Annotated in this window: 10 protein-coding genes; 7 read left to right on the top strand and 3 right to left on the bottom strand. The window is 74.6% G+C overall.

The features are described 5' to 3' along the window. Positions 1 to 112 precede the first annotated feature (112 nt). The 7 genes from pdhA (at position 113) to ACQ9ZG_RS16315 (ending at position 8,750) form a co-directional block, all read left to right on the top strand. A complete protein-coding gene (pdhA, locus tag ACQ9ZG_RS16345) occupies positions 113 to 1,270 on the top strand; it encodes a pyruvate dehydrogenase (acetyl-transferring) E1 component subunit alpha (protein WP_018489785.1) in 1,158 nt (385 codons plus the stop codon). Next, positions 1,267 to 2,298, top strand: coding sequence for an alpha-ketoacid dehydrogenase subunit beta (locus ACQ9ZG_RS16340; protein WP_028415847.1), 1,032 nt, complete (start codon positions 1,267 to 1,269; stop codon positions 2,296 to 2,298). The genes pdhA and ACQ9ZG_RS16340 overlap by 4 nt, the downstream gene beginning before the upstream one ends. Beyond that, positions 2,298 to 3,725 (top strand): dihydrolipoamide acetyltransferase family protein, encoded by a 1,428-nt coding sequence (locus ACQ9ZG_RS16335; protein ID WP_499280737.1) that lies wholly within the window; start codon positions 2,298 to 2,300, stop codon positions 3,723 to 3,725. The genes ACQ9ZG_RS16340 and ACQ9ZG_RS16335 overlap by 1 nt, the downstream gene beginning before the upstream one ends. Before the next feature lie 123 nt (positions 3,726 to 3,848). Then, positions 3,849 to 4,751 carry an NTP transferase domain-containing protein gene (locus ACQ9ZG_RS16330; RefSeq protein ID WP_386698670.1) on the top strand — a complete coding sequence of 301 codons (903 nt, stop codon included), beginning with the start codon at positions 3,849 to 3,851 and terminating at the stop codon, positions 4,749 to 4,751. Continuing rightward, positions 4,748 to 6,532: a molybdopterin molybdotransferase MoeA gene (locus ACQ9ZG_RS16325; RefSeq protein WP_499280736.1), complete on the top strand. Its 1,785-nt coding sequence runs from the start codon at positions 4,748 to 4,750 to the stop codon at positions 6,530 to 6,532. The genes ACQ9ZG_RS16330 and ACQ9ZG_RS16325 overlap by 4 nt, the downstream gene beginning before the upstream one ends. Continuing rightward, positions 6,490 to 7,650, top strand: coding sequence for a potassium channel family protein (locus ACQ9ZG_RS16320; protein ID WP_109916451.1), 1,161 nt, complete (start codon positions 6,490 to 6,492; stop codon positions 7,648 to 7,650). The genes ACQ9ZG_RS16325 and ACQ9ZG_RS16320 overlap by 43 nt, the downstream gene beginning before the upstream one ends. A 113-nt stretch (positions 7,651 to 7,763) precedes the next feature. Beyond that, complete coding sequence (locus tag ACQ9ZG_RS16315; RefSeq protein WP_109916450.1) at positions 7,764 to 8,750, top strand: NAD(P)H-quinone oxidoreductase; 987 nt, start codon at positions 7,764 to 7,766, stop codon at positions 8,748 to 8,750. A 144-nt stretch (positions 8,751 to 8,894) separates the two neighbouring features. On the opposite strand, the gene ACQ9ZG_RS16310 is transcribed toward ACQ9ZG_RS16315, so the two are convergent. The 3 genes from ACQ9ZG_RS16310 to ACQ9ZG_RS16300 form a co-directional block, all read right to left on the bottom strand. Then, positions 8,895 to 9,443, bottom strand: coding sequence for a bacterial proteasome activator family protein (locus tag ACQ9ZG_RS16310; protein WP_026237841.1), 549 nt, complete (start codon positions 9,441 to 9,443; stop codon positions 8,895 to 8,897). A 90-nt stretch (positions 9,444 to 9,533) separates the two neighbouring features. Beyond that, positions 9,534 to 12,392, bottom strand: a complete 2,859-nt coding sequence (locus ACQ9ZG_RS16305) for an FtsX-like permease family protein (protein WP_499280733.1) — start codon at positions 12,390 to 12,392, stop codon at positions 9,534 to 9,536. Further along, entirely contained in the window at positions 12,389 to 13,213 is an 825-nt protein-coding gene (locus ACQ9ZG_RS16300) for an ABC transporter ATP-binding protein (protein WP_109914030.1), read from the bottom strand. The genes ACQ9ZG_RS16305 and ACQ9ZG_RS16300 overlap by 4 nt, the downstream gene beginning before the upstream one ends. Between the last annotated feature and the right edge of the window lie 226 nt (positions 13,214 to 13,439).

The following is a 13,439-nucleotide window of genomic DNA, read 5'->3' as shown; positions in this document are numbered from 1 at the left end:
CCACACCGGTGCCTCGCACGCCCCGCGACACCCTCGCGACATCTCTTGACATCCCGTTCCATATCGACACCCTCGATCTCTTGATCTCCACCGATGCCTGGAGGTGCTTTCCATGACGGTCCAAGAGCTGCCCGGCGCGGCCGCCTACCGGCCCACGCCGCCCCCGGCCTGGAAGCCGATCACCGACCCCGCCCCGCTGCTCCCGGACCCGGAGCCCTACCGGGTGCTCGGCACGGACGCGGTCGCGGACGTCGACCCCGAGCTGCTGCTGAGGCTCCACGCCGAGCTGGTCCGCGGCCGGCGCTACAACACGCAGGCCACCGCACTGACCAAGCAGGGCCGCCTGGCCGTCTACCCCTCCAGCACCGGTCAGGAGGCGTGCGAGATCGCCGCCGCCCTGGTGCTCGAAGAGCGGGACTGGCTCTTCCCCAGCTACCGGGACACGCTGGCCGCCGTGGCGCGCGGCCTCGACCCGGTCGAGGCGCTGACCCTGCTGCGCGGTGACCGGCACACCGGCTACGACCCGCACGAGCACCGCATCGCCCCGCTCTGCACCCCGCTCGCCACCCAGCTCCCGCACGCGGTGGGGCTGGCCCACGCCGCCCGGCTCAAGGGCGACGACGTGGTGGCGCTCGCCATGGTCGGGGACGGCGGCACCAGCGAGGGCGACTTCCACGAGGCGCTGAACTTCGCGGCCGTCTGGAAGGCCCCCGTGGTCTTCCTCGTCCAGAACAACGGCTTCGCCATCTCCGTGCCGCTCGCCAAGCAGACGGCCGCCCCCTCCCTCGCCCACAAGGCCGTGGGATACGGGATGCCCGGCCGCCTGGTCGACGGCAACGACGCGGCCGCCGTGCACCAGGTGCTCGGCGAGGCCGTGGCCCGGGCCCGGCGGGGGGAGGGCCCCACGCTGATCGAGGCCGTCACCTACCGGATGGACGCCCACACCAACGCCGACGACGCCACCCGCTACCGGGTCGACAGCGAGGTCGAGGCCTGGCGGGCGCACGACCCCGTCCAGCTCATCGAGCGCGAGCTGACCGAGCGCGGGCTCCTCGACGACGAGGGCATCGAGCGGGCCAAGGAGGCCGCCGAGCGCATGGCCGCCGCCCTCCGCGACCGGATGAACGCCGACCCGGAGCTGGCGCCGATGGACCTCTTCACCCATGTCTACGCGGAGCAGACCAGCCAGCTCCGCGAGCAGGCCGCCGCCCTGCGCGCCGAGCTGGACGCCGAGCAGGACCACGAGCACAGCGCGGAGGAAGGCCGATGACCACGGCGGCGACCAGGGCCGGCACCCGTACGGCGAAGGCGAAACCGGCCACCATGGCCCAGGCCCTCGGGCGCGCCCTGCGCGACTCGATGGCCGAGGACCCGGCCGTGCACGTGCTCGGTGAGGACGTCGGCACCCTGGGCGGGGTCTTCCGGATCACCGACGGCCTGGCCAAGGAGTTCGGTGACGACCGGTGCACCGACACCCCGCTGGCCGAGGCGGGCATCCTCGGGGCGGCGGTCGGCATGGCGATGTACGGGCTGCGGCCCGTGGTGGAGATGCAGTTCGACGCGTTCGCCTACCCGGCGTTCGAGCAGCTGATGAGCCACGTCGCCAAGATGCGCAACCGCACCGGGGGCGCCATGCCGCTCCCCATCACCGTGCGCGTGCCCTACGGCGGCGGCATCGGCGGGGTCGAGCACCACAGCGACTCCTCCGAGGCCTACTACATGGCCACCCCCGGCCTCCACGTCGTCACCCCGGCCACGGTGGACGACGCCTACGGACTGCTCCGGGCCTCCATCGCCTCGGACGACCCGGTGGTCTTCCTGGAGCCCAAGCGGCTCTACTGGTCCAAGGCCGACTGGTCGCCGGAGGCCCCGGCCGCCGTCGAGCCGATCGGCAAGGCCGTGGTCCGCCGCACCGGGCGCAGCGCCACGCTGATCACGTACGGCCCGTCCCTGCCGGTCTGTCTGGAGGCGGCCGAGGCCGCCGTCGCGGAGGGCTGGGACCTCGAAGTCGTGGACCTGCGCTCGCTGGTGCCGTTCGACGACGAGACGGTGGCCGCCTCGGTGCGGCGCACCGGACGCGCGGTCGTCGTCCACGAGTCCCCCGGCTTCGGCGGCCCCGGCGGCGAGATCGCGGCCCGGATCACCGAGCGGTGCTTCCACCATCTGGAGGCCCCGGTGCTGCGGGTGGCGGGCTTCGACATCCCGTATCCCCCGCCCATGCTGGAGCGGCACCACCTGCCGGGCGTGGACCGGGTGCTCGACGCGGTGGCCCGGTTGCAGTGGGAGGCGGACAGCTGATGGCCCAGGTCCTCGAATTCAAGCTGCCGGACCTCGGTGAGGGGCTGACCGAGGCCGAGATCGTGCGCTGGCTGGTGGAGGTCGGCGATGTCGTCGCCATCGACCAGCCCGTCGTCGAGGTCGAGACGGCCAAGGCGATGGTGGAGGTGCCGTGCCCGTACGGGGGTGTGGTGACCGCCCGGTTCGGTGAGGAGGGTTCCGAACTCCCGGTCGGCGCACCGCTGCTGACGGTCGCGGTGGGGGCGACGGAGGCACCTGCCTCTCCGGCCCCCTCGGCCGCCCCCGGCACCTCGGCTTCCGGGGCTTCGCCGGTGGACGCGCCTGCCGATGAGTCCTCCGCCGGGTCCGGGAACGTGCTCGTGGGGTACGGGACCGGAGCCCCGGCGGCCCGGCGTCGGCGCATCCGGCCGGAGCGGGTCGCCGCGCCCGCGCCTGTGGTCCAGCCCGAGCCGGTGCCGGTGGCCGTGCCCGCCGCGGCCGGTGAGGTGAACGGCCGGCAGGGGCCCGTGGCCGTGGTCTCACCGCTGGTGCGGCGGCTGGCCCGCCAGCACGAGATCGACCTGTGGCGGCTGACGGGCTCCGGCCCCGACGGGCTGATCCTGCGGGCCGATGTGGACTCCGCGATCCGGGAGGCCGAGGAGGCCGCGCGGGCACGGACCCTTACGGCTCCCGCCGAGCCCGTCGTGGAGGAGGTTCCGACGGCGGGTACGGCAGTACCGGCCGCTGCCGCCGAGCGGATTCCGCTGCGCGGGGTCCGGGGAGCGGTCGCGGACAAGCTGTCGCGCAGCCGGAGCGAGATCCCGGACGCCACCTGCTGGGTCGACGCGGACGCCACCGAGCTGATGGCCGCCCGCGCCGCGATGAACGCCGCGTCGGGTCCGTCCGGCGGGCCCAAGGTCTCCGTCCTGGCGCTGCTGGCCCGGATCTGCACGGCGGCGCTGGCCCGCTACCCCGAGCTGAACGCCACCGTGGACACCGCCGCGCGCGAGATCGTGCGGCTGCCCGGCGTGCACCTCGGGTTCGCGGCGCAGACCGAGCGGGGCCTCGTCGTCCCGGTGGTCCGCGACGCGCACACCCGCAACGCCGAGTCGATCGGGGCCGAGATCGCCCGGCTGACCGAGCTGGCCCGGACCGGGAAGCTCAGCCCGGCCCAGCTGACCGGCGGCACGTTCACGCTGAACAACTACGGGGTGTTCGGGGTCGACGGCTCGACGCCGATCATCAACCACCCCGAAGCGGCGATGCTCGGTGTCGGCCGGATCATGCCCAAGCCGTGGGTGCACAACGGTGAGCTGGCCGTCCGTCAGGTCGTCCAGCTCTCGCTCACCTTCGACCACCGGGTGTGCGACGGCGGAACGGCCGGGGGCTTCCTCCGGTACGTCGCCGACTGCGTGGAGCAGCCCGCGGTGCTGTTGCGCACCCTGTAGGGCCTGTTCGTCGCCCTGCCGGGCCCGCGGTACGCGGGGCGGGCTCGGACGTGCCCCTCCGGACCGGCTCCGCCGGCCACCCCGGAGGGGCCGTCGGCCGACCGGTCCGCCCATACTCGACGTATGACCGCCTACGACGTGATCGTCCTCGCCGGCGGGGCCGCCAAGCGGCTCGGCGGCGCCGACAAGCCCGCTGTGCGGGTCGGCGGCCGTGCGCTGCTCGACCGGGTGCTCGCCGCCTGCTCCGGCGCGGGCGCCACCGTCGTGGTGGGCGGCCGCAGGCCCACCTCCCGACCGGTCGTCTGGACCCGCGAAGTCCCGGAGGGCGGCGGCCCGTTGGCGGCGCTCGGTGCGGGCGTGCGGCTGACGACGGCGGAGCGGGTGCTCGTGCTCTCCGCCGACCTGCCGTTCCTGGGCCCCGCCACGGTCGACGCGCTGCTCGCCGCCGCCGGTGAGGGCGGCGGGGAGGGCGCGCTCTGCACCGACCCCGACGGTCGCGACCAGCCGCTCCTCGCCGTCTACCGCGCGGAGCCGCTCCGCCGGGAGCTGGCCCTGCTCGCCACCGAGCACGGCTCTCTCGCGGGTCTGCCGCTCCGGCTGCTGACCGGGGAGCTGGACCTCGCCCGGGTCGATGCCGGGCCCCATGCCGCGTTCGACTGCGACACTTGGGAGGACATCGCCGCCGCCCGCGCCCGGATCAGGGAGCATGGGGCCGTGCTGGACGAATGGATCACCTCGGTCAAGAACGAACTGGGAATCGAGCTCGACGTCGACACCGACGTCCTGCTCGACCTCGCCCGCGACGCCGCGCACGGGGTCGCGCGGCCCGCCGCACCGCTCACGACCTTCCTGGTCGGCTACGCGGCCGCCCGGGCGAGCGCGGCGGCCGCCGGTCCGGAGGAAGCCGCGGCGGCGGTCGCGGAGGCGGCCCGCAAGGCCACCGCGCTCGCCCTGCGCTGGGAGGCGGAGGCGGCGGAGGAGCGGCCCCGCGCGGAGCCGAGCGGTGAAGGGACCGGGACGCCATGACCGGGGACGGCCTTTCCGGCGGCGATCTGTTCGACGGGGGTGACGATCAGTTCGGCGGTGACGGCCCGTCCGGTGCCGACCGCCTGTCCGGTGCTGACCGCCCGTCCGGCCGCGAGGCTTCCCGTGGCGGTAGCGGTCCGATCGGCCCGACCGGTCCGGCCGGAACCACCGGCCCCACGGCCCCGCCCGGAACCACCGGACCCGACACCGCCGAGGCGCGTGCGGCGGAGGCCGAAGAGCTGGCCGTCGAACAGGCGTTGGCGCTGGTGGGCTGCGGCTCCCAGGCCCCCGGACACGACCGCACCCGGGCCACCGGCCGCACGCCCGGCCGGTCCGGCGACCGGACGAACGGCCCGGCACCGCGCGGCCAGGCACCCACCGGGGGCACGGGGGCGACGGACGAGCCGGGCCCGTCCCCGTACGCGGTCCCCTCTCCGTACACCGAATCCGCACCCGGCAGCCCAGCACCCGGCAGCCCCGCAGCCGCCGCTCCCGGCTCCCGGCCCACCGACGAACCCGCGTCCGCACCCGCTTCCGCCCCGAGGTCCCCCGTTGTGGACCTGCCCTGGGAGCGGGCGCGGGCCGTCGCCGCGCGGGCCGGGCGGGGCGGGCCGCGGGCCGTGGTGCGGCTGGCGCTCGACCGGGCCCTGGGGCATGTGCTGGCCGAGCCGCTCGCCGCCCTCACCGACCTGCCGTCCTTCGACACCTCGGCCATGGACGGCTGGGCCGTCGCGGGACCCGGCCCGTGGACGTACGACGAGGGCGCGGGCCTCCTCGCCGGGGGGCAGGACGCCCGGCTCCCCGACGGCACCGCCGTACGCATCGCCACCGGCGCCCGTACGCCCGCCGACACCACCGCGGTCATCCGCAGCGAGCACGCCCACGCCGACCCGGCCCGGCGGCTGCTCTCCGCCCGGCGTCCCGTCGTCACCGGCCAGGACATCCGCCCCCGGGGCCAGGAGTGCCGTACGGGCGACCAGTTGGTCCCGGCCGGCACCGTGGTCACCCCGGCGGTGCTCGGGCTCGCCGCGGCCGCCGGGTACGACGCCCTCCCCGCCGTCCCCCGCCCCCGCGTCGACGTCCTCGTCCTCGGTGACGAACTCCTCGCCTCGGGCCTCCCGCACGACGGCCTGATCCGCGACGCCCTCGGCCCCCTGCTCGCCCCCTGGCTGCGGGCCCTGGGCGCCGAGGTCTCCGCCCCCCGCCGCCTCGGGGACGACGCCGAAGCCCTGCGTACGGCCCTCACCTCCTCCGACGCCGACGTGATCATCACCACCGGGGGCACCGCCTCCGGCCCGGTCGACCATGTCCACCCCGTGCTGGCAGCCCTCGGCGCCGAACTGCTCGTCCACGGCGTCGCCGTACGCCCCGGCCACCCCATGCTCCTGGCGCGGCTCTCGCCCGACGGTCCCCACCTCGTCGGCCTCCCCGGCAACCCGCTCGCCGCCGTGTCCGGGCTCCTGACCCTCGCGGAACCGCTGCTGGCGGGGCTCGCGGGCCGCCCGGCCCAGGACGCCTACCGGGCGCTCGTCCACGCCGATGTGCCGGGCCATCCGCATGACACCCGCCTCGTCCCCGTGGTCCACCGCGCGGACCGGGCGGGCGGGCGGGACCATGTGGCGCCCCTGCGCTACAACGGGCCCGCCATGCTGCGCGGGATCGCCGCGGCGGACGGGTTGGCCGTGGTGCCCGCCGGCGGGGTACGGTCCGGCACCGAGGTGGAGATCCTCGATCTCCCATGGGCCCCGGCGACGCCGTGGACGGAAGGGTGTTTCACGTGAAACTTCCCGGCCACGACGCGATGGCCAGGCGGGCGGACGAGCATGTCGTCCCCACCCGTGTGATGCTGCCCCGCCGGGTCGTCGACGGCCCGGCGCGCCAGGTCGGCAAGCGGCTTCTGATGGCGCTGCTCGTGCTGGCCGCGACGGTGCTCATCGTCTGGCTCGACCGCGCGGGCTACAACGACAACGCCGACGGCAAGGTCGATCTGCTCGACGCGGTGTACTACGCCACGGTCACCCTTTCCACCACGGGGTACGGGGACATCACCCCGTACAGCGACGGGGCCCGGCTGATCAATGTGGTGCTCGTGACACCGCTGCGCGTGATGTTCCTGATCATCCTGGTCGGCACCACCCTCGAAGTCCTCACGGAACGGACCCGCGAGGACTTCCGGCTGAAGCGTTGGAGATCCAACTTGCGTGACCACACCGTCGTCGTCGGCTTCGGGACCAAGGGCCGGTCGGCGATCCAGACCCTCTGCGCCACCGGCCTGCCGAAGGAACAGATCGTCATCGTCGACCCGGCCTCCAAGGTGATCGAGGCCGCCAACGCCGAGGGGTTCACCGGCGTGGTCGGCGACGCCACCCGCAGCGATGTGCTCCTGCGGGCCGAACTCCAGAAGGCGCGTCAGATCATCATCGCCACCCAGCGCGACGACACCGCCGTGCTGGTAGCCCTGACCGCGCGTCAGCTGAACCGGGGCGCCAAGATCGTGGCGGCGGTCCGCGAGGAGGAGAACGCGCCCCTGCTGCGCCAGTCCGGCGCCGATGCGGTGATCACCAGCGCGAGCGCCGCCGGGCGGCTGCTCGGCCTCTCCGTCCTCAGCCCGAGCGCGGGCACGGTGATGGAGGACCTGATCCAGCAGGGCAGCGGCCTCGATCTCATCGAGCGGCCGGTCATAAAGGCCGAGGTGGGCAAGAGCGTCCGGGAGACCGAGGATCTGGTGGTCAGCGTGTTGCGTGGGCACCGGCTGCTCGGTTACGACGACCCGGCGGCCAGCCCGTTGCAGCTGACGGACCGGGTCATCACCATCGTCCGGGCCACCCCGCCGCCCGGCTCCGGACCCTCCGGCCCGTCCCTGCCCCACCTGCCGATGTCGCCGCACCACCGGCCCTGAGGAACGCGGGGAGACCCGGAGGCCGGAGGCCGCCCCGCCGAGCGGCGGCGCGTGGGACGGCACACGGACCGGCGCACGCACGGGTGGACGGCGGCGGGAGTAGCCTCGCGGCCATGCATGCGATCACGATCCCCGAACCCGGTGGCCCCGAGGCGCTCGTCTGGGCCGAGGTGCCCGATCCCGTACCCGGCGACGGCGAGGTCCTCGTCGAGGTCGTCGCCAGTGCCGTCAACCGTGCCGACGTCCTCCAGCGGCAGGGCTTCTACGACCCGCCGCCCGGCGCCTCCCCCTACCCCGGTCTGGAGTGCGCGGGACGCATCGCGGCGCTCGGTCCGGGGGTGACCGGCTGGGCGGTCGGGGACGCGGTGTGCGCACTGCTGTCGGGCGGCGGTTACGCGGAGAAGGTCGCCGTACCGGTGGGCCAGCTCCTCCCCGTACCGGACGGCGTGGAGCTGACCGTGGCGGCGGCGCTGCCCGAGGTCACCGCGACGGTCTGGTCGAACGTGTTCCTCATCTCCCATTTGCGCCCCGGGGAGACGGTGCTGATCCACGGCGGTTCCAGCGGGATCGGCACCATGGCGATCCAGCTGGCGAAGGCGGTCGGTGCCCGGGTGGCGGTCACGGCGGGCAGCCCGGAGAAGCTGGCCCGCTGCGCCGAGCTGGGGGCGGACATCCTGATCAACTACCGCGAGCAGGACTTCGTCGAGGAGGTGCGCGAGAACACCGCGGGGGCGGGGGCCGATGTCATCCTCGACATCGTCGGAGCCAAGTACCTGGACCGGAACGTCCAGGCGCTCGCCGTCAACGGCCGTCTGGCGATCATCGGCCTCCAGGGCGGAGTCAAGGGCGAGCTGAACCTCGGCGCCCTGCTGGCCAAGCGGGCCGCCGTCACCGCGACCTCCCTGCGGGGCCGCCCGCTCGCGGAGAAGGCCGCCATCGTCGCCGCCGTACGCGAGCATGTGTGGCCGCTGATCGCGGACGGGGTGGTCCGGCCCGTCGTGGACCGTACGGTGCCCATGGCGGACGCCGCCGAGGCGCACCGGGTGCTCGAATCCAGCACCCACGTCGGCAAGGTGCTGCTGGTCACGCCGGACGCGTAGCACCAGGCACGCGCGACGGCACGGACGCGCAGTGGCGCGAACGCATAGCGGCACCGGCCCGGAGCACCACGGACTCGGAGAAACACGGCGGCCCCGTGCGCACATCGAGGTGCGCACAGGGCCGCTGCCGGTCTGCTGTCGGATCTACAGGTACGGTCCCGAGCGGATCGGCCCGTGCGGGTCACCGCCGCCTTCCTCGTCCTCGTGGGCCATCCCGGGCGGCAGGGCGCGGCGCATCTGCTCCAGCTGGGCGCGGGCCGCCATCTGCTGGGCGAACAGCGCCGTCTGGATGCCGTGGAAGAGCCCCTCCAGCCACCCCACCAGCTGGGCCTGGGCGATCCGCAGCTCGGCCTCGGAGGGCACCGATTCGTTCGTGAACGGCAGGGAGAGCCGCTCCAGCTCCTCCACCAGCTCCGGCGCGAGACCGTCCTCCAGCTCCTTCACGGAGCTGGCGTGGATCTCCTTGAGCCGGACCCGGCTCGCCTCGTCGAGAGGGGCCGCCCTGACCTCTTCCAGAAGCTGCTTGATCATGCTGCCGATGCGCATGACCTTCGCGGGCTGTTCGACCATCTCCGTCACCGGGACCTCGCGCGACTCGTCGTCACTGGCACCGCCGCCGACAGCCATTCCGTCCTGGCCCACGACAAGGACCTGCGGGTGCTCCTGCGACCGGTCATTCCTCGGCATTTCCATGCCGCCATTGTCTCGCACACATGCCGTACACCACATTGGTGCCCCCGAAAACGGAAGATCCACCGTCTTCGGGGGCACCGGACGGGGGCGTCACCCCGCGCGCCGGGCCAGCTTCTGCCGGGAGCCGGTGAGGGCGGCCGCGAGCAGCCCGGCCAGCACCGGGACGGCCAGGGCCAGCAGCGCGATGGTCGGCCACGGCATCACGATCGGTGTGTACGCCGATTCCATCGGATCGGCCCGCATGGCCTTCAGCGCCTCCCGCAGGTCGGTCAGGCGCAGCGCGACCGCCGGGACGATCCCCGCCGCCGTCCCCAGCAGCACCCCGGTCAGGGCGACGACCAGGCACTGGAAGCCGGAGAGCGAGCGCCGGACGCCCGGAGGCGCGCCCACCGCGCTGAGCGTGGTGAGGTCGGCCTCCGCGTCGGCCTTGGAGAGCCCGGTGGTGATGGCCGCCGCGCCGAGCGTCACGACACCGGCGAAGAGGGCGAGGATCAGCAGGACCACCGCGTCGTCGTCCTGCTCGGCGGGGCTGTTGGTCCACACGTACGCCTGGTTGCCGGCCTGCTCCAGCGCCGCGTCGGCCGCCTGCCGCTCGGCGTCGGTCGGCTCGCGGGTCAGGGTGTGGACGGAGCCGGTCTCCTGGGAGTGCAGGCCGAGCCGGTCCGCGGTCTCCTGCGGCAGGACCATCCGGATGCCCGGCGTCGTCGCGTAGCTGTCCGGGGCGACGTACACCTTCAGCCGGTCCGTGGTGGTGCGGGGCTCGCCGGGGTGCCGGGCGCGGTTCTCCTTGTCGCGCTCGTTGTAGAGGTGGCGGGCGCGGAGCGTGATCTCGCCGTCCTTCGCGTACGCCGAGTTGAGCAGGACGGGGGTGCCGGCGGCGAGGGCCTTCGCGGCCTCCGGGTCGTCGAGCTTGACGTACGAGGTGAGCAGGGCGGTGTCCCCGATGACGATCTTGTTCTCGTCGTTGCCGAAGGCGATCGTGGTGGAGTCCTCGTCCACGCAGGCGGGCGAGTTCATCAGCCGCTTGTGCTCGTCGGCCGAGATCCGCAGGGCGAGTTCCTTGGCGCCCTCGCCCTTCAGCGGGCAGGAGTGGCCCTCCCCGGTGGGTTTGACGATCTCCAGGGTCCCGCAGCCGTTCTCCTCCTCGTAGTACACGGAGCAGTCACTGCCCGCCCAGGCCCGGCCGACCCGGGCTGGCGCCCCGCTGACGGGATAGTGCTGCTCGACGGCGGCCCGTGCGCGGGAGAGGTCGGTCTTCTCCGCGGTGTCGGCGGCCAGCAGGGCGGCGGTGCCCGCGGTGAGGTTGGGCCGGTGGTCGTAGGCTTGCTCGGCGGTGGTGCTGGCGGTGTACGTGGCGATGGCGACGCTGCCCGCGACGGCGGCCATCACGGCGGCCACGGCCGGTGCGGTACGGCCCCGGTTGCGGGCCGCGTCGCGCAGGGCGATCCGGGGTGTCAGCGGCAGCCGGCGGCCGAGCCGGCCGAGGAAGCCGACGATGACCGGGATGCAGCCGAGAAGACCCAGTTCGGCGAGGACGGAGCCGCCCGTGACCAGCCGGGTGTTGCCGCTCAGACCGCCGTACACGGCGAGGGCGGTCCCGCCCGCGAGCACGACCGCGCCGACGACCGGCAGGACGCGGGAGCCGCGACGGGCGCCGCGGCGGCCGGTGAGCGACTCCAGGACGGACTGGCGGCCCGCCACGATCGCCGGGGCGAGCGCGGCGAGGACGCCGGTGACCAGGCCGAGTACGGCGATGGCCAGGATCTCCCAGGGGTGGACGGTCAGTTCGCCGAAGCGGCGGCCGCTGAACTCCTCGATCATCGGGCGGAAGAGGACGGTGAGGCCGAATCCGGCCCCGACCCCGACGACCGCACCGACCCCGCCGAGCACCGCACCGCCCGCGAGCACCACGGCCCGGACCTGGCCGCGGGTACCGCCGCACGAGCCGACCAGCCCCAGCTGCCGACGGGACCGTCGGGCCCCCACGGCGAAGGCGGGTCCGGCCAGCAGCACGATCTCCAGCAGGGCCATCGAGGCCACGGTGAGGACCGCCGCGGTCAGCTCGGCGTCGCTGCCCGTCCAGCTCCGCGCGTACGCGGCCATGGGGACGTCGGAGTCCGGCGGCGGGTCCAGGGCGACCTGGCGGGCCCGTACGACCACGCCCTTCTCGTTGGCGGCGAGAATGTCCGGCCAGGTCACCCCTGCCCCGGGCGGCCCCTGGACCAGCCACTTCACACCGTTCGCCTGGGGCGGCAGGACCTTCCGGTCACCGTCGGCGGTCTTCTGCCAGGGGGCGATGACCGCGCCGGGCACGGCGAACAGGTACTCGTCCTTCAGCCGGGCGGGCAGTTCCACCGCGCCGGTGAGGGTGTACTCCTGCTGGGGGCCGCGCACGGTGATGCGGTCACCGACGGAGAGCCCGGACGCGTCGAGGAACGCCTCGGTCGCCGCCATCTCGTCCGCGGCCCGCGGGTAGGCGCCCTCGGTGAGTTCGACCCGGCCGCGCAGCATCGGGTCCGCGACGGCCAGTTCGGTGATCTGGGTGTCGGTGATGCCGTGACGGGTCGTCACGGAGGCGGGCACGGACTGCTCGGTGAGGGAGCGGGAGCCCTTCGGGAAGGTCGCCGGTACGTCGACGGGCTTCCGCTCGTCCGTGTAGAACGTCTCCGGGGCGCCCTCGGGCGTCTGCCACATGATGCCGTCGGGCATCTGCCAGAGCGGGACCGGGCCCATCCCCGGGTCCGTGAAGAGGGCGTCCGCCGCGCCCAGATCCGCCGTCAGGTCCTCCGCGGCGGTGGGCAGGGCGGAGCGGTACGTCAGATCGGCGGCGGTCACACCGAGGACGGGCAGGGCGATCATCGCGACGACGAGGGCGCTGCGGCCCTTGGCGCGCAGTGCGTCGCGCCGGGCTATGCGGAAGGCGGCGCGCCAGCCGGAGAAGGGGCTCACTCGGCGGTCCCGGGGGTTCCGGTGGAGCCGTCGCCCCGGTCGGCCCCCGGAGTACCCGGGGCCGCCGCCGTGAGCAGCGCGTCGGCGCCCGTGGTCAGCGTCTGGTCCACGATCGAACCGTCGCGCAGGAAGACGACCCGGTCCGCCCAGGCCGCGTACCGGGGTTCATGGGTCACCATCACCCCGGCCGCCCCCTGGTCGCAGCGGGTGCGCAGCAGGGCGAGGACGGCCTCGCCGGTCTCGGAGTCGAGCGCCCCGGTCGGCTCGTCGGCGAGGACGAGACGCCGGTCCCCGACGAGCGCGCGGGCGATGGCCACGCGCTGCTGCTGGCCGCCGGACATCTCGTCGGGGAACCGGTCGGCGATCTCGGTCAGCTTCATCTCGGCCAGGGCGGCGAGGGCCTCCTTGCGGGCCTTGCGCACGGAGACGCCGTCGAGTTCGCGGGGCAGCGCGATGTTCTCGGCGGCGGTCAGGGCGGGGATGAGGTTGTAGTCCTGGAAGACGTAGCCGACGCTGCGGCGGCGCAGGGCGGCGACGCCCTTGCGGCCGAGCGACGCGATGTCCTGGCCCTCGATGATCACCTGGCCGCTGCTGGCGTCGTCGAGCCCGCCGGCCAGGGTCAGCAGGGTGGACTTGCCGGAGCCGGAGGGCCCCATCACGGCGACCAGCTCACCGGGGTACACGGCGAGGCTGATCCCGCGCAGGGCGTGCACCTCCGCGACGCCGGAGCCGTGGGTGCGGGTCAGCGCCCGCAGTTCGAGTACGGGGGCGCCTGCGGGTGCCCCGGAGGGCGGCGGCGGTGTGGCGGTGGGCGAGGACATGGCGGGTGGTTCCCCCTGGAAGCGGTCGGTTCTTCTGGTACGGGAGGCAGTGGCGGGGCCACGGCCGGGCGGCGGGACCGGGCGCCCGGTCTTCGGGCGGACCCGCCCCGGGACGCCGCGCGGGCCCGGCGCGCCGTGGCCCCGGTCAGGCCCGGCGCGGCCGGAGCCCCGCATGGGCCCGGCGCGCCGGGGCTCGGGACGGGCTCGGCCGCCGGAGCGTTGCTCG

The sequence above is a fragment of the Streptomyces araujoniae genome, from assembly GCF_050871195.1.
Classification (GTDB): Bacteria; Actinomycetota; Actinomycetes; order Streptomycetales; family Streptomycetaceae; genus Streptomyces; species Streptomyces bacillaris.
Note: the sequence above shows the minus strand (reverse complement) of the source record. Positions and strands in the feature narration are given on the sequence as shown.

Bases quoted from the DNA above. Each gene is read 5' to 3' on its own strand.
- pdhA (WP_018489785.1), top strand. From the start codon at position 113: ATGACGGTCCAAGAGCTGCCCGGCGCGGCCGCCTACCGGCCCACGCCG.
- ACQ9ZG_RS16340 (WP_028415847.1), top strand. From the start codon at position 1,267: ATGACCACGGCGGCGACCAGGGCCGGCACCCGTACGGCGAAGGCGAAA.
- ACQ9ZG_RS16335 (WP_499280737.1), top strand. From the start codon at position 2,298: ATGGCCCAGGTCCTCGAATTCAAGCTGCCGGACCTCGGTGAGGGGCTG.
- ACQ9ZG_RS16330 (WP_386698670.1), top strand. From the start codon at position 3,849: ATGACCGCCTACGACGTGATCGTCCTCGCCGGCGGGGCCGCCAAGCGG.
- ACQ9ZG_RS16325 (WP_499280736.1), top strand. From the start codon at position 4,748: ATGACCGGGGACGGCCTTTCCGGCGGCGATCTGTTCGACGGGGGTGAC.
- ACQ9ZG_RS16320 (WP_109916451.1), top strand. From the start codon at position 6,490: ATGGGCCCCGGCGACGCCGTGGACGGAAGGGTGTTTCACGTGAAACTT.
- ACQ9ZG_RS16315 (WP_109916450.1), top strand. From the start codon at position 7,764: ATGCATGCGATCACGATCCCCGAACCCGGTGGCCCCGAGGCGCTCGTC.
- ACQ9ZG_RS16310 (WP_026237841.1), bottom strand. From the start codon at position 9,443: ATGGAAATGCCGAGGAATGACCGGTCGCAGGAGCACCCGCAGGTCCTT.
- ACQ9ZG_RS16300 (WP_109914030.1), bottom strand. From the start codon at position 13,213: ATGTCCTCGCCCACCGCCACACCGCCGCCGCCCTCCGGGGCACCCGCA.